Annotated in this window: 16 protein-coding genes; 8 read left to right on the top strand and 8 right to left on the bottom strand. The window is 44.6% G+C overall.

What is annotated here, in order from left to right; all coding sequences use genetic code 11:
- Window positions 1-43 precede the first annotated feature (43 nt).
- The 3 genes from MiSe_RS25820 (at window position 44) to MiSe_RS25810 (ending at window position 1,114) form a co-directional block, all read left to right on the top strand.
- Window positions 44-226, top strand: a complete 183-nt coding sequence (locus MiSe_RS25820; RefSeq protein WP_226586078.1) for a hypothetical protein — start codon at window positions 44-46, stop codon at window positions 224-226.
- Between the two features lie 175 nt (window positions 227-401).
- Complete coding sequence (locus MiSe_RS25815) at window positions 402-656, top strand: hypothetical protein (protein WP_226586077.1); 255 nt, start codon at window positions 402-404, stop codon at window positions 654-656.
- A gap of 236 nt (window positions 657-892) precedes the next feature.
- Complete coding sequence (locus MiSe_RS25810) at window positions 893-1,114, top strand: hypothetical protein (protein ID WP_226586076.1); 222 nt, start codon at window positions 893-895, stop codon at window positions 1,112-1,114.
- A 338-nt stretch (window positions 1,115-1,452) separates the two neighbouring features.
- On the opposite strand, the gene MiSe_RS25805 is transcribed toward MiSe_RS25810, so the two are convergent.
- Together MiSe_RS25805 and MiSe_RS25800 are read right to left on the bottom strand one after the other, a co-directional pair.
- Window positions 1,453-2,652 carry a homocysteine biosynthesis protein gene (locus MiSe_RS25805; RefSeq protein ID WP_226586075.1) on the bottom strand — a complete coding sequence of 400 codons (1,200 nt, stop codon included), beginning with the start codon at window positions 2,650-2,652 and terminating at the stop codon, window positions 1,453-1,455.
- A 166-nt stretch (window positions 2,653-2,818) separates the two neighbouring features.
- Window positions 2,819-4,009, bottom strand: coding sequence for an AI-2E family transporter (locus tag MiSe_RS25800; protein WP_226586074.1), 1,191 nt, complete (start codon window positions 4,007-4,009; stop codon window positions 2,819-2,821).
- Between the two features lie 482 nt (window positions 4,010-4,491).
- Here MiSe_RS25800 and MiSe_RS25795 point away from each other — a divergent pair, with 482 nt between their 5' ends.
- Window positions 4,492-5,391 (top strand): ion transporter, encoded by a 900-nt coding sequence (locus tag MiSe_RS25795; protein WP_226586073.1) that lies wholly within the window; start codon window positions 4,492-4,494, stop codon window positions 5,389-5,391.
- Window positions 5,392-5,525: 134 nt separating this feature from the next.
- Here MiSe_RS25795 and MiSe_RS25790 read toward each other — a convergent pair whose 3' ends face one another.
- From MiSe_RS25790 to cysS, 5 genes are all read right to left on the bottom strand, one after another.
- Window positions 5,526-7,430, bottom strand: coding sequence for a CASTOR/POLLUX-related putative ion channel (locus MiSe_RS25790; protein ID WP_226586072.1), 1,905 nt, complete (start codon window positions 7,428-7,430; stop codon window positions 5,526-5,528).
- 322 nt (window positions 7,431-7,752) lie between these two features.
- Window positions 7,753-7,947 carry a hypothetical protein gene (locus tag MiSe_RS25785; RefSeq protein WP_226586071.1) on the bottom strand — a complete coding sequence of 65 codons (195 nt, stop codon included), beginning with the start codon at window positions 7,945-7,947 and terminating at the stop codon, window positions 7,753-7,755.
- Between the two features lie 59 nt (window positions 7,948-8,006).
- Entirely contained in the window at window positions 8,007-8,942 is a 936-nt protein-coding gene (locus tag MiSe_RS25780; protein WP_226586070.1) for a bestrophin family protein, read from the bottom strand.
- A gap of 429 nt (window positions 8,943-9,371) precedes the next feature.
- A complete protein-coding gene (locus tag MiSe_RS25775) occupies window positions 9,372-9,734 on the bottom strand; it encodes a hypothetical protein (RefSeq protein WP_226586069.1) in 363 nt (120 codons plus the stop codon).
- A 335-nt stretch (window positions 9,735-10,069) separates the two neighbouring features.
- Window positions 10,070-11,572, bottom strand: coding sequence for a cysteine--tRNA ligase (gene cysS / locus MiSe_RS25770; protein ID WP_226586068.1), 1,503 nt, complete (start codon window positions 11,570-11,572; stop codon window positions 10,070-10,072).
- 351 nt (window positions 11,573-11,923) lie between these two features.
- Between cysS and MiSe_RS25765 the strand changes: the two genes are divergently transcribed.
- On the top strand, window positions 11,924-13,090 hold the full coding sequence (locus MiSe_RS25765) for a CobW family GTP-binding protein (protein ID WP_226586067.1): 1,167 nt from the start codon (window positions 11,924-11,926) through the stop codon (window positions 13,088-13,090).
- Between the two features lie 66 nt (window positions 13,091-13,156).
- Window positions 13,157-13,612, top strand: coding sequence for a D-aminoacyl-tRNA deacylase (gene dtd / locus MiSe_RS25760; protein WP_226586065.1), 456 nt, complete (start codon window positions 13,157-13,159; stop codon window positions 13,610-13,612).
- A gap of 7 nt (window positions 13,613-13,619) precedes the next feature.
- Here dtd and MiSe_RS25755 read toward each other — a convergent pair whose 3' ends face one another.
- On the bottom strand, window positions 13,620-13,781 hold the full coding sequence (locus MiSe_RS25755) for a hypothetical protein (protein WP_226586063.1): 162 nt from the start codon (window positions 13,779-13,781) through the stop codon (window positions 13,620-13,622).
- Between the two features lie 159 nt (window positions 13,782-13,940).
- On the opposite strand from MiSe_RS25755, the gene MiSe_RS25750 reads away from it, so the two are divergent.
- Both MiSe_RS25750 and psb28 read left to right on the top strand, forming a co-directional pair.
- The gene (locus MiSe_RS25750) at window positions 13,941-14,612 is read left to right on the top strand and encodes an iron-sulfur binding domain-containing protein (RefSeq protein WP_226586061.1); all 672 of its coding nucleotides are present in this window, start codon (window positions 13,941-13,943) and stop codon (window positions 14,610-14,612) included.
- A 33-nt stretch (window positions 14,613-14,645) separates the two neighbouring features.
- Window positions 14,646-14,984, top strand: coding sequence for a photosystem II reaction center protein Psb28 (gene psb28 / locus MiSe_RS25745; RefSeq protein ID WP_226586058.1), 339 nt, complete (start codon window positions 14,646-14,648; stop codon window positions 14,982-14,984).
- The last annotated feature ends 41 nt before the right edge of the window (window positions 14,985-15,025 follow it).

Below are 15,025 nucleotides of genomic sequence, written 5' to 3'. Positions count from 1 at the left end.
AGTATTGTTATTATATCGCTTAGTATAGATTACGGTGCTTACAATGTCAACCGAAAAAGGGCGCAAAAGGCTAAAAAATCAGCCTGTTTTACACGACGAACTAAAGAAGAAAAGAGGTGTCTGGATCACCGATACCGCTTGGGGAATGTTGCAAGAAACAGCAGTAAGAAATCAAACATCTTGTAGTGAGTACTTAGAGATGTTGATTCGGAGGGAATGCGGTTAAAACCGCTAAAAAGGAAGCCATAAACACAGCACTGAATAAACTTGTAGAGCAGAAAACCCTTAGAAAGGATGGTGATTGTTTTTTATTTCCTTTAACAATTGTTAAACTGTCTCCCAGTGTTGAAAAGGAACTCAAGGCTCAAAAGCGTTACAGAACGAAGGACGAGATAGGGAGCTTGGCTCAACTTGTTAAAGATATATCGTTTAATCCCGATAAACCATACGATTCAGAAGACCCTGCTTACTTTTTTGATCGTGATGATGGTCAGAACTGTGTCGTAGCGGATTTGGAGACAAATTTAGAAGTCTACTATAAAATTGAAAGTGGTAAAATTGTTGAATATAATGCAACAAGTTCGGATATACCAACTCCAAACAAAGTTATTGTCACAAGTATAGAATTCCCAAATAATTATACGAATGCCTCTTAGAAGAGGAAAATTTAATACTCGAGAGGTAGTTAGAGCAGGCAAATAACATGAGAAAGTAATATAATATAAGAATAGGTAACTCAAGTTGCTAGTTATCTCTCTGGGAGCGGCTAATGGCTAATGGCTGGCGAGATTGGTAAAAATCCAAGATTAGCAATTAGCAATTAGCCATTAGCAACCCCCTTGTTTATAACTAGCAACTTGCGTTAGGTAGTATTGCAGAAAGGTAGCTAGATATGACGGGCAATAGTAAGAAACAAAAAGAACAGCAAGTAGTGAGAGAGAAAGATTGTGAACAGCAAGAAAATCGGGAAAATCAGCGGAATACGATAAAACACAAACTCCGCTCTCGTCAACAGCAAGATAAGCTGGAAAAATCCTACACAGAATATAAGGAAAATGGAGGAAAGTCCTTTTGGCAGGTGATCGGGAATGCAGGATTCTTAACAGGAAACTAAAATGATGGATGGCGAAAGAAAATAAATTTCGTTAAGCAATAGCCTCCCTGCACGCATTTGTGTTAGAGACAGGACTGACGCACGAGGAGGCCAGAAACCCGGTTTCTTCGTCAATCTCTGGTTACCAGACCGACGATTTTTCGGCTCACCTTTGTTTCTTTGCGTAAGTCCTGAGAGAGGGAAACTCACAGCTTAAACTCGTACCAAGTGAGCCACCCCAGTATGGATTGTCCGTCGAGCGAGCGGAGAATGAGCTATAGCCTGTTCTAAAGGTTTTGAAGCGGTTTGCTGAGTTGGCAACAAGGTAATTTCAGTCTGGAAGAGTGTAGGAGTGTCACTCATTCTAGTGCAATGGTCGCGCCCCAGCGATCTTGGGGTAAAAAAACCCGATCCATTGGAATGGAAGCAACTCGTTCGGTGAGGGTAAATTTCCCTTCCTCGATCCATTGTTTTAACTCTAATGCAACTTGCCGAGACAGATAAATACTAGCCAGGGGAGCAACCCTCACCGATTTACCTTCAATCGTCATCCGACCGGATTTTAATTGAGCGTAACTAACTAATCCAAACGTGGGACGGACGCGGCGGGGAATGGAAAAATCTACTACTGGTGCGACTAAATCCTTGTCTTGCACCGCACATTTGGCAACGACTTCTTCGTGCAAAACCGGGATGGGAATGCCGACACCCAGCATGATGGAAGCGCCATAATTTTTAAAGTAACAACCCCGTACCCACCGCCTATCCATTTGTTTGGCATCTCCAATCAAGGCGAGGGTAGCAGCAGGACCAATCGGCGTGCGATTGGGTAGGCGCTTTTGTAAGGGGAAGTGTTGGGTACCTTCCCAGGCGACGTAACCAATACCGCCGCCTAGAAAAATGCGGGTACCGATGCCGATAATTTCTAAATCTGGGTCGTTGAGTAAGGGAGCGATCGCACCCGGATTAGAATATACCGCGTTTCCCAGACGCGGTTGTAGCGTACCCAGGTAGGTGAACAGCGCGCGATCGCCTCCGTTCACCCCCACAATAAAATTCTGATACAGGTTGCGCGGATTGTATAAATAAAACTGGTTAATCGTATCGCGGGTAATCGTGGTTTCAAAAGTCGCTCTGGGGTAGCAGTCCGTCGCCTGTCCGATCGCTCGCAATTGCACGGGTTTACCCGCAATTAAATCTTCGATTACATGACCGCCGCCTCGTTCTTTAGATTCTTCCCCATCGGTTATCTCACCCGTGCTAGGATAATCAACCCCTTGAGCGGCTCCTAAAAACAAATCTACCGCACCAAACCCAGAATAAGCTAACACCCCATCTATCCAGCAAGAGCGAATTTTAATCGGCGGATCGGTATGCCCCAAATTAATAATTGCCCCCGTTGATTCCATCGGCTCAAACGTGCCGGTGGTAATGACATCTACTTGCTTAGCTGCCTCAGAAACGCCAATTTCTGCCACCCGCGCTTTTAATTCTTCGACTGTCCAAACTACCGCAGATTTTTGGTTTATTTTGTCGTTAATTTCAGCAATAGTACGCATATTTTATTTCAGATTTTAGATTGTTGATTGCAGATTTTATTTTAATTTATATTTAATTATATCAGATTTTAACCTAAAATTATAACATTTTTTAATCGGAAATATTAAATTTGCCATCGGCAATTATTGCTAAATCTGCCATCTTAAATCTGCAATCTGCAATTACCTATTCTCCATTACCAGGCTCGTCACTTGAAGAGTCTGGAGTTTTTGGGGTTTTGTCGGGCAAGATGGGAGCGTTTTGATCCACTTGGGCGACTTTTTGGGATTCGGCTTCCCCTGCTGCGTTAAACTCGGCTTCGCGATCGCTGTGCCACAGATCCAACACATCTTTAATCAACACTTCTGTGAGCCAAACTTTAAGGACGACTGTGAGAGGCAGCGCCAAAATCAGCCCCAAGAATCCAAAAAACGTAGCGAAAAATACTTGGGACATTAACGTGATCGCTGGTAACAACGATACCTGTTGCGCCATCACGTAAGGTGTCAAAAAGTTACTTTCAAACTGCTGAATAACGAAATACAAAATTAAGACGGCAACCGATTTCCACCAAACCCCATCCAATAGGGCGATCATCATCGGTAACACGACACTCAAAGTGGGGCCAATATTGGGAATCAAGTTGAGCAATCCTGCTAAAATTCCTTGAGCCAGCGCCAACCTTACTCGTAAAATCGACAACCCAATCAGCGACAGCATCGCCACCACGCTCATGCTAATCAAAGCGCCGATAATCCACCTACCAAGTGCTACCTCGCATTCATCTAAAATTCCTTCTACCCGCCGCCGATAAAAAGAGGGAAACAGTCTGACAAATACTTTGCGGTAAGGTCTGGGCTGAGCTAACATCATCAGCGTCAAAACCAGCACCAGCAGAAAGCTCAAAAGCCCTCCTAGCGTGTTCGAGACAAACGCACCCGCACCGCCCAATAGCTGAGTGATGAACGGCTGCAATTGTTGCTGGAGTTGTTGGCTTAAAGTATTTCCCCCACCAGGTTTCTGGGGCACCAGATAGGGAGCCAACTGGCTGGGAATGTTTGATTGTACCTGCTTTATCCAAGGATTCAACTGATCGATCGCTTTGGGCAACAATTCTGCCAGTTGTCGAAACTCGGAGGCAAACGGCGGTACGATCAGCCAGAAGAAGCCGATCAGGACGGTTAGTAAAATCCCAACTGAAAGCGTTACAGACCATCCGCGCGCCAACCCTGACTGTTGCAGGCGTCTTGCCAGTCGGTTTAAGGCGGTTGCCAAAACGACTGCGGCAAATACCAGCAACAGCACTTCCCGGATTTGCCACAAAATATACAAACATATCCCTAGGACTAATAGGCCGATGAGTTGACCCAGATTCACGGTAATGACTCCCTGTTTGGCTAACTAGAGGGGAGATGCCCATTATAGCCAGGAGCGGGGTCTATCTTACCTTTACAGTTTTGCTAGAACCGCAGGCAACTAGGAAAAGTCAGAAAACTATGAGATTATAACGCCAAGATAACTTTAATCACCATCATGTTATATCATGTCCGGTGGTATCGGTAGTGTATGGATGGCTAATTGCTAATTGCTCGCTTGCTAATTGTCAATTGCCTCCAGAGCCATTAGCGATTAGCTATTAGCAGTTACACAACCGTTGCTACCCGACATGATATTAGTCATCTTTTGTCGCTCTGCCAGTTTACTCCTGAGTGGTTGCTAATTTGCACGTGATAGCTGGAAATCAAGCTAATCTTGATTCCAGGCTGAAAACCAATGATGGCAAATCGATAAACTGCAAACAGAGAAGCATCTTTTGACTTATTATTCAGATTAGTCAGCTCGAGCTAGGGGATTGTTGAATGCAAGCACCACACAGAATGATTGTGAAAACTGTGAATTCCAACACTTTTCAGATCATAATTATGGTAGCGATTGTGATGTCGGGGGTTTTGGTTGGTATAGAAACATATCCCGAATTTGCAGCCAAACACACTACGCTACTGAAAATTATTGATAGCATTATCATCTGGATTTTTATCGGCGAATTTTTGTTGAAAATTACAGCGGAATATCCCCGGTGGTGGCGCTACTTTTTTGATGGGTGGAATATATTTGATTTCTTGATTATTGTGGCGTTCTTTTTGCCAGTTGATGTTGACTACATCCTAGTCATGCGGATGGTTAGAATTCTGCGCCTGCTCAAATTGTTACGCGCTTTACCTAGATTGCAGATTCTGGTATCGGCGCTGCTGAAAAGCCTCCCTTCAATGGGTTACGTTTGTTTATTGCTAATGCTGCTGTTCTATATGTATGGAGTAGTGGCAACGTTCATATTTTCCAAAAACGATCCCATTCGTTTTGGTACTTTGCCTCGCTCAATGCTGTCTTTGTTTCAAGTTGCCACGCTAGAAGGTTGGCCAGATATGATGTACACCCAAATTTACGGGTGCGATCGGTATGGATATAGTGGCATGGAAGATTTGTGTAAGAATCCTTCTGCTCAACCCTTAAGTCCTTTATTCTTTGTCAGTTTTGTCATGTTGGGAGCAATGATTATTATCAATTTATTGGTTGGTGTGATGATCTCGAGTTTGGAAGAAGCACATCAGGAACAACTGCAAGAAAAGGATGAAGTAATCAGCCATCAAATTGAACAAAACGAAAAAACCCTGGAAAAGAAGCTAGAACAAATTCAAAACCAGTTGTATCAGATGCAAGCAAGTCTAGAGAAAATTAGTCAAGCAGCTGAAAATAAGTAGAAAGATCAACTACCGCGCCGTACTGGGTTGAGGAAAACAGTACTGACGCAAGACGAGAAAAGAAACCCGGTTTCTTTTCTCGTCTTTGATTTTGCCAGCGACAACCCGCAAATTTAAATTCAGGGATCGCGCTTTTATGTTTCATCCTCGGCTAAAGTAATCAGCGCATCATTCACCGTCAGATTTAGCTGCTTATCCAAACTCGGTGCTAAGTCAATGCCAAAGTTGTTGTTTTTATCCTGCGCCAGAGCGTTAATTCTTACTCCGATGCACAATTCATCGCGGTTTTGTGCAGCAAGTACGCAATCAGCAAACGTTAGCTTGCCAATCTTTTTCGGTGGGAAGTAAAGCCAGATTGGCTTGATATAAAGTTCGCTCCCTGCCGACGAAAACAGATCGTCATAGATTGACATTACATCAGGTTCTTGGGAAACCTGGGCTAAAATTTTCGACACAAATTGATTGGTGAGGAGAAAGTCTTTCACACCAGCTTTGATCGCCAAATCCGTCTCTTGCGAGTCAATTATCTCTGCAATCAATTCGGTGCTGACTTCGTTTCCAGTTGTAGCAGTATAGTCTTTGAAAATTTGCCGCATTTCCAACAAAATGGTGAGGGTTTTAGCATCAATTTCCTCAGCTTTTTCCCCGCTACCTGCCAAAATTGATATACTGTCAAATTCATAGGGTTTCAGAGTCACCAGGCGATCGAATGAGGCCAAATTTACTTCTATAGCCTCCATTTTGATATGTGGATATGCTTTGGCAATCTTGTCAAATTTAGCTTTCACCTCATCAGTTAAATTCTCTACCGCTTGGTTAACCTGCGAACCTTCGACTATGTATTTGGCATATTCTGTGAGGACAATTGGGGCTTTACTGTTCCAACCGATAATCAGGTACTTTTCTATTTGTCGCTCTAAGGTTTTTCGGTATTCAGTATAGCCTTTAATTTTACCCTGCACTACAGGTATAGGATTAAATTTTATGGTTGAGTCATCTTCTGCTAGGATAATAACTTCATCATCGTCAGCCAGCTTGTAATCTCTGGGTGGTTTTATTGTCAAGGTGCCATCTGCCTGACGCACGCCTAGTGGCATCCCATTAGAGAAATGAAATGGCAATTCAGAGAAAGTTAGATTGTACCAGCCTAACTTATTTCTATAGAAATAGAATTCATTGCCTTCAAAACCCACCATGTTTAAATAGACTGTCGCCAGTCCTACACTGCGGGATGTCTGAACTAAAATCCGAGCCAAAATATCGGCCTCATTTAGAGTGGTGACGGCTCCAGGAGCAATATTTTCTGCCAGTTTGCGATATTGTTCCGAGTATAATTCTACGACAATTGGCGGCAAGGTTTCTTCTTCATTCGCTGCGACAACTGCTAAGATTGCCTTGACGACTCGCGCATCGGATAAAGCTTTTAATTCATCGCTATCTGAGGCTTTGGCATCATTCAAAACTATTACGGATTTTGCTACTTTTACTCCCACCATGTTGAGGTCGCTTAAATTAGCGATCGATCCGTTGCGCGTCACTACTCTGGTTGTTTTTAGTTCTCCTAGATTATTCCGGATAAAATCATCCATCTCCTCTTTATCTTTTGGCGCCAAAATTACAACTGCTGCGTCATATTCTGATGCATTACCCACTACTAACTCTTCAATAATATCTGTAATTCTGTCGCTGAATCCCAAAATTAAGGTATGGTTCTTTTCTACTACCAGGCTTTTCCCCCGCCGCAGCAATTTAAGTCTTTCTTCAAATTCTTGGGTAATGAAAGCAACTAAGCTGGAAAACAAAACTAAGCCGATAAATATTGTGATTACAGCAATAAACTTAGTCGCCAAATTGACATTGTCTCCCGCGTCTCTTAGCCCGATCAGCTGGACGAAGACTTCCCAGGACAAATCCGTCGGATCTGGATTTTGATTGGGAAAAATCCACTCGGAAATGTACCGAACAATTGTCATGACAATAAAAGCGCCAAGGAATAATGCTAATAATGCCAGAAAGACGGAGAATCCCCCTTTCGACATAAAATTGTCGAACTTGTACCGCAGGCGCTTTTTCCAATATGCGACGTGATGTCGAGAATATTTCTTACTGTTGGCGCTCAAGCTTTTCTACCACCCTCTACTAGAAATTGGGAATATTCAAATTTTATAACATTTTCCGGAGGTTAAGGATACTTCTGCCTAATTCTGGGCGGGTGAAGAGCAAAAGGGGCAGCATCGCCAAGGCAATAGACTTCTCCAGAAAATAGAGTCATGGGCAGGCAGGATGCCCACCCCACAAGAGTTGTTGCAGAGAACGATACGATTGAGACAGGATCTGGAGCAGGGGAGGGTAAAGTCTGCTTCAGTTTTGCTGTCCTTGCTGCTGAGCGCGCCACCACAGAGCGATCGCTACAATCAAAGTAGGCACAAAAACAAGTATCAGCGCGTTGACTGGCGTTGCGCCTACTTCCAAAGCTGGACCAGCATACTTAATTAAAACCGATAATCCGGCTGAAATGACCAGTACCTTAAAAATAAATCCAGTTTGATTTTCCATTGGTAATTGGTAATTGGTAATTGGTAATTGGTGAAGCGGAAAGATGACTCAGGAAGAAATTATTTATTAACCATTGATGAGTGTGGCTCTACGGATGTTGTCTTCCAATCTCTGACACTAGGAGCTAGGGTGATTAAATCTTCCATGTTGCGCCGCATGTTAGCACAGATTGAATCTAAAGGCAAATCATTGGCATCGTGACCGAAGGGATTTTCAATTTCCAGACCGATGGCTTCAATTCCCAGTAATGTAAAACTAATTAAAACGACAATTGGTCCGGTAAACCAACCGCTCTCCTTGACGATTTGAAACGGCAAAGAAAAACAATAAATCAGTAAAAGTTGTTTGAGGTGAATCGCATAGGCTAGGGGCATTGGTGTTTTGAGAATCCTTTCGCAGCCTCCTAAACAATCTACCAAATTGTTGAGTAATTCCTGCATGGAAGTTAGCTGATAGATATTGAGGCGATTTCTCTCGTATTGTTGTTGCATGTAATCCCCGATCCAGAAGGCAATTTCTAGGGATGGATTGTTCATGTTTTTCAGTTTATAATACCGCTTTGGTGATAGCAAATCTTCCAACTCGCTGTTGATTGCCTCTGCTCTTAAATGTAACTTTGTAGCTACAGCAAAAGCGACGATCGCTCGCAATGTTGCTACTTTATTTTCTCGGTCGCTTGGTTCGCGTTCATCCACGGATACCCATATCTGACGAGCTAAGTTGCGGATATTGTTATTGATAATTCCCCAAAATTTCCTGCCTTCCCAGAATCTTTCATAAGCCGTATTTGTTCTAAAAACCAATAATAAACCCAAGACTACATTGGGAATAATAGTCCCCAAAAACGGCAACGCCACTGCAAATCCGTAACCATATAAGAGGGAGATCAAAACGCCAAATAACCCGCAGACCAAGGCGCGTGGCAGCACCGATGGAATCACCGAACCTTGCCATCGTAAAGCGCTTTTAAACCATTGCATTCTTTCGGTATTCATGCAACCTTAACCTCTCCTGAGTCAACACCGGATTCTCTTAAACAGCATAATACTGTATCTGTAGGGTCGATAGAGTGCAATTATACCGTTTTCCTATCAATGGGCAACACTTGGGGCATCGGCGGGTTTACTTTAACTGTTTGAAATTGCCTGCATGTTATTGGTAACACCCACACCGTAAATCCGTACATGTTGATATGTAGCATTATCAAGGGAAATTGGTGTTGATAGCATTTCAGTCCATTTCAATGGACTTTCGCTATTAGCCAGAGAATAAATTCTCTGGCGGTGGTGGAAAATGGCGCAAGATGTGAGTTAAGAGAACTGAGGCAAGACTAGGTGATAAACCGGGTTTCAAGCTAGATATCTGATTGACAAATCAAATATTTTCAGAGAAACCCGGATGGGTGAATGTGAGTCCTGGGGTGACTAAGCTGGTAAGTTGCGATCGCTTAGCGGCAACTTAGTAGAATCCCCTGATTCCAGTTGTTTGATTTTTAACCGCATATCCAAGTCATCGCTACCCAAAATGGTTTCTAAATTAGCAAGGCGTTGTTCGATTTGCTGCAACTGACTTGGTGCTAATTCAGTTTGGGATTTTTTATCTGAAGAACGCCAAACCACAGCCGTACCAACAGCTGCCCCCGCCACCACTCCTAAAGGTAGAATTGGGCCGCTATTTGTAATAGCTGTCAGCGGAATGCAAATCCCCAACATTCCCACCGCACAACCCCAGATCCTCGTGGTAACTTTAAGTCTGATATCTTTTTCTTGATCTAATTGTTCTGTCATCGCTGCCTCCTCGTCGCTAAAACGGATGGCTTTCAACCGTTGGATATAGTCCTCTAGATCTATCTTGACACCTCAACATCGAGGTAGGCTTCACACTACGGGGTGAGGTTTATAAGCTGCTACGCATTTAAATCCAATAAAGAGGCGGGCAAGATGCCCACCCCACAAGAAGAAGGTAAAATTTGGCTCTCAAATTAGGTGCCCAGCAGCTTAGGACTTACGCGCGACGAGAAAAGAAACCGGGTTTCTTGGTCAGAAACCCGGTTTCTTTGCATAGTTTATAGAACTTACGCGCGACGAGAAAAGAAACCGGGTTTCTTTGCATAAGTCCTGGTTTAGTTGCGATGCCAGCGGGTACCTTGTGGGGTATCAATTAACGCGATACCTTGAGCTTGCAGTTCGTTGCGAATCCGATCGCTTTCTGCAAAGTTCTTCGCTTTTCTGGCATCTTGTCGTTGTTGAATCAACGCTTCAATTTCCTCATCACTTAAACCACCAGTTTCCTCAATTGTTTCCGCTTCTGGTTCAACTTCCAATCCCAAAACAGCGGCGAGACTAACCAGTGTGCCCCACTGTTGTTCTAATTCCTGTGGCGGTGTTTCCGTCTTCCCTTGGTGTACCAGAATATTGGCTTCGCGACGCAGTTCTTTGGCTAACTCGAACAACACTGCCAAACCACCAGGGGTATTAATATCATCATCCATCGCTGCTTGGAAACGCTCCGCGTAGGCATTTTCGATTGGCGATTCCCCCTTGTCCTCTCCCCGCGTCCCCGCGTCGGGGCGTCCCCGCGTCTCTTCTACTCTCCAGCCCAGTTTATTACCACATTCATAGCCAAAAAGCAAGCCTTCTTTGAGGGTTTCCCAGCTGTTTTTGGCGCTAGCGATCGCATCCGGCGTAAAATCAATTGGTTTGCGGTAATGGGCTTGCAGAACAAACAAGCGCAACGCCATCGGTGCGAGTCCGTTCGGTGCATCGAGAAATTGGCGAATTGTGGTGAAATTGCCCACAGATTTGGCCATTTTCTCGCCATCGACGTTGATAAAGCCGTTATGCATCCAATAACGGGCTAAAGGTTTACCAGTCACCGCTTCTGATTGGGCAATTTCATTTTCGTGGTGCGGAAACTGCAAATCTTCACCGCCGCAGTGGATGTCTATTGTATCGCCCAAGCGATCGCGCACCATCGCCGAACATTCGATGTGCCACCCCGGACGACCTTGACCCCAAGGCGACTCCCACGCCGGTTCCCCTGGTTTCGCCGCCTTCCACAAGGCAAAATCAAACGGGTCTTGTTTCTTAGCGGCCTCAGTATCTTGTGTATCAACTCTACCGCTTGCCCCTGCCTGCAAATCGTCTAACCGCTTTCCAGACAGTTTGCCATACTCAGGAAACTGCCGCACCGTGTAATAAACATCACCCGCTGATGGATAAGCATAACCTTTGTGTTCCAACTCGTGAATCAGTCGCTTAATGCCATCTAGCGAGTGGGTGGCGCGGGGATATTCATCGGCTCTCATGACATTTAGCCGATCCATATCGGTAAAATATTCCTTGATAAAGCGTTCCGCGACGGCTTCCATCGTCGAGTTGGTTTCCCTGGCGCGGTTGAGAATTTTATCGTCAATATCGGTAAAATTTTGTACGTAGCGGACATCGTATCCCCGCCACAGCAAATAGCGGCGCACCGTATCCCAGACAATATAAGCGCGAGCATGACCCAAATGGCAATAGTCATACACCGTCACGCCGCAGCAGTACATTTTTACTTTGCCCGGTTCGATGGTTTCAAACGGTTCTTTGCGACGAGTGAGGGTATTGTAGAGCGTTAGGGTCATTCTGAGAAGTTAAAAAATAGAGTGCTTGTGTTTAATTATTGTACATTTGTGCTGGGTCTATCATAGCGAGTGGGGGAAAGCCAAAAGGCTTTGTTTGTGTAGCGGCAGGATTAATCCTGCCGCTACACAAACGAAGCAAAAAGCTGTACCTCACTCATTTGCCATCTGCTTTAATCCTGCCGCTACACAAACGAGCGCCACAGATGCTCTACCTCAATCATTTGCAATCCGCTATATCATAGCGATCGCTTGCTTTTCTCTCTAACGGAAGCTTCTACAATCAACCTATTAAGCTAAATTAGAAAGATCGACCTCAATACTCATTATCTGACCTTGTTGGACAATTAGGCTATGCAAAACGTTGTTACTTCCGACTCATCCCAGACAATCGACGCCCCAAAGCACGGTATGCCGGTTACAATTATTACCGGCTTTCTCGGTAGCGGCAAGACGACTCTGCTCAACCATATCCTGAAGAATCAGGAAGGTTTGAAGACTGCTGTTTTGGTGAATGAGTTCGGCGAAGTTGGTATCGACAACGAGCTGATCGTAACGACCGGAGATGATATGGTGGAGCTAAGTAACGGTTGTATTTGCTGCACCATTAATAACGATCTGGTGAATGCAGTCTACAAAGTTTTAGAACGCCAAGACAAGGTAGACTATCTGGTAGTAGAGACGACGGGAATTGCCGATCCGCTGCCGGTAGCGCTAACATTTTTGGGAACCGAACTGCGAGACATGACTCGCTTGGATTCGATTATCACTGTAGTAGATGCGGAGAATTTCAGTCTGGATTTATTTAATTCTCAAGCAGCTTACAGTCAGATCGCTTACGGCGATATTATTTTGCTCAATAAAGCCGATTTGGTGGATGAAGCGGAGCTCGATAGATTGGAAATCCGGATTCGGGATATCAAACAAGGAGCGAGAATTTTAAGGACTACGCGATCGCAAGTTCCACTTCCTTTAATTCTCAGCGTCGGTTTATTCGAGTCGGATCGGTATTTCGACACCGAAGAACACGAACACGAACACCACGACCACGACCACGACCACGACCACGCACACGCACAGGACCATTCAGAGTGCGACCATGACCACGGTCATTGCGCCCACGACCACGAACACGACCACGACCACCATCACGACCATCACGACCACGACCACCATCATCACCACCATTCCGATCACTTGGAAAATGATGGATTTACTTCCATATCTTTCCAAAGCGACAAACCGCTTTCGATCAAAAAGTTCCAGTATTTCTTAGATAATCAACTACCAGAAAATGTCTTCCGAGCCAAAGGCATTATGTGGTTTGATGAAAGTCCCAAGCGGCATATTTTCCACCTGTGCGGCAAGCGGTTTACCCTAGAAGATGAAGAATGGCAAGGTCAACCGAAAAACCAAGTGGTACTGATCGGGCAGAATTTAGACCATGAGAAGTTGCGCTCGCAGCTAGAAAACTGCATCTGTCTGCCTTCTACCAATCGCGGTAAAGGTTTTGGCAAATAGCCAACAATTGCAGATTGCAGATTTAAAATTTAATCGGCAATCTGCAATCTTAAATCTGAAATTCCCATGCGCGTAATTGTTCAAAGAGTCAAATATTCTCAAGTTACGGTTAACGGTAACATTGTGGGCAAAATTGGGCGAGGACTGAATTTACTTGTCGGTGTTGCTAACACCGATACTGAAGCAGAACTTGACTGGATGGCGCGCAAGTGCTTGGAATTGCGCTTATTTCCAGCCGATGAAAATAATGGCGGTCGCTGGGAAAAATCGGTGCAAGAAATTGGCGGCGAACTGTTAGTTATCAGTCAATTTACCCTCTATGGAGACTGTCGCAAAGGTCGCCGTCCCTCTTTTGATAAATCAGCCGCACCAGAATCGGCAAAAAACTTATACGATCGCTTTGTAGATAAGTTGCGCCAAAGTGGATTAAAAGTGGAAACCGGCGAATTTGGAGCGATGATGCAAGTCTCGATTGAAAATGATGGCCCAGTTACCCTACTATTGGAACGAGATGCATCTTGATTTGGTATTAGATTTGTAGGGTGAAATCCTGCATTAGTAGGGGCACGGCGTAGAATAATGTTGGTTTATAGGCAAGGCTATCGGATGCCGTGCCCCTACATTCAATCATATGATGTCCGTTGAATTGCCCATAATAAAAAAACCTTACAGAGTCGTTGCGTAGGGACACGGCATCATAGATATTTCGGACAAACAGATAACGTTAATCGTGCCGTGTCCCGGCTGATGATTATGGGTAATCGACCGGACATGATATCACCCTGATAACCTTTGAGCAAAATTCTTTCGTTACCTCAACCCAACCTACAATTATGTTGGAGGAAGCATTATGCAGCATCTCGATCAAGGTAAACTCAGATGGTTTCGCCAGCAAATTAAAACTTGGGCGCAGCAACATTTGCGAAATTTCCCTTGGCGCAATACCACAGACCCTTACGGGATTTTTGTGGCAGAATTAATGCTGCAAAAGACCAATGCAGCTTTAGTCGCTCCGATTTACCAGGCGTTTATGCAAAAATATCCCACTCTGGATGCTTTAGCAGCTGCACCTTTTGAAGAAATTACCAGCATTTTGCAGCCTTTGGGACTTGGCTTGCGCGTCGAACGGTTGCGCCGGTCAATCCGGATGATTCAATCAAAATATGCCGGAAATATCCCCAAAACCGAAGCCCAGTTGCTGGAATTACCCGGAGTTGGAAATTATACCGCCCGCGCTATCTGTGCCAATGCCTTTGGACAGCCCAAAGCCGTTCTCGATACTAACGTGGCGCGGATTTTAGAGCGATTTTTTGGATTTTCTACGAGCGATCGCGTCAAAGCCCGTTCTAAGCCCCTACAACAAGCCGCAGACCAAGTAGCCCCCGATAACAACGTTTCCGCCTGGAACTTAGCCCTGTTGGACTTTGGCGCCGCAGTCTGCACCGCCAGAAACCCCCGCTGTACTGAGTGTCCTTTGCGACAAAAATGCCAGAAAACAGCATTTGATGAGAAGATAATATGATAAACGTTTACAAAATTTAACGGTTCCGCTCTCATGGCTCAAATCCAGTTTTCCAGAGGTATCGATGAAGATGCAATTCCCGATGTGCGCCTAACCCGCGCCAAGGATGGTAGCACCGGCACAGCTACGTTTTATTTTGAGAAACCCAAAGCGCTTAGCAGTACCAGTACCGAGGAAATCACCGGGATGTACCTAATTGATGAAGAAGGCGAATTGCTGACGCGGGAAGTAAAAGCCAAATTTATCAACGGTCAACCTGAAGCATTAGAAGCACTTTACATCATGCGATCGCCCGCAGAATGGGATCGCTTTATGCGGTTTATGGAACGCTATGCCGAAGAAAATGGTTTAGGGTTCAGCAAGTCTAAATAGGTAATGGTAAATTGCTGATTGCAGATTTTAGATGGCAGATT

This window comes from Microseira wollei NIES-4236, from assembly GCF_020521235.1.
Classification (GTDB): Bacteria; Cyanobacteriota; Cyanobacteriia; order Cyanobacteriales; family Aerosakkonemataceae; genus Microseira; species Microseira wollei.
This window is presented reverse-complemented; position numbering and strand designations above follow the sequence as displayed.

Coding starts and splice junctions, on each gene's coding strand:
- MiSe_RS25820 (WP_226586078.1), top strand. CDS start 44: ATGTCAACCGAAAAAGGGCGCAAAAGGCTAAAAAATCAGCCTGTTTTA.
- MiSe_RS25810 (WP_226586076.1), top strand. CDS start 893: ATGACGGGCAATAGTAAGAAACAAAAAGAACAGCAAGTAGTGAGAGAG.
- MiSe_RS25805 (WP_226586075.1), bottom strand. CDS start 2,652: ATGCGTACTATTGCTGAAATTAACGACAAAATAAACCAAAAATCTGCG.
- MiSe_RS25795 (WP_226586073.1), top strand. CDS start 4,492: ATGCAAGCACCACACAGAATGATTGTGAAAACTGTGAATTCCAACACT.
- MiSe_RS25790 (WP_226586072.1), bottom strand. CDS start 7,430: ATGTCGAAAGGGGGATTCTCCGTCTTTCTGGCATTATTAGCATTATTC.
- MiSe_RS25785 (WP_226586071.1), bottom strand. CDS start 7,947: ATGGAAAATCAAACTGGATTTATTTTTAAGGTACTGGTCATTTCAGCC.
- MiSe_RS25780 (WP_226586070.1), bottom strand. CDS start 8,942: ATGAATACCGAAAGAATGCAATGGTTTAAAAGCGCTTTACGATGGCAA.
- MiSe_RS25775 (WP_226586069.1), bottom strand. CDS start 9,734: ATGACAGAACAATTAGATCAAGAAAAAGATATCAGACTTAAAGTTACC.
- cysS (WP_226586068.1), bottom strand. CDS start 11,572: ATGACCCTAACGCTCTACAATACCCTCACTCGTCGCAAAGAACCGTTT.
- MiSe_RS25765 (WP_226586067.1), top strand. CDS start 11,924: ATGCAAAACGTTGTTACTTCCGACTCATCCCAGACAATCGACGCCCCA.
- dtd (WP_226586065.1), top strand. CDS start 13,157: ATGCGCGTAATTGTTCAAAGAGTCAAATATTCTCAAGTTACGGTTAAC.
- MiSe_RS25750 (WP_226586061.1), top strand. CDS start 13,941: ATGCAGCATCTCGATCAAGGTAAACTCAGATGGTTTCGCCAGCAAATT.
- psb28 (WP_226586058.1), top strand. CDS start 14,646: ATGGCTCAAATCCAGTTTTCCAGAGGTATCGATGAAGATGCAATTCCC.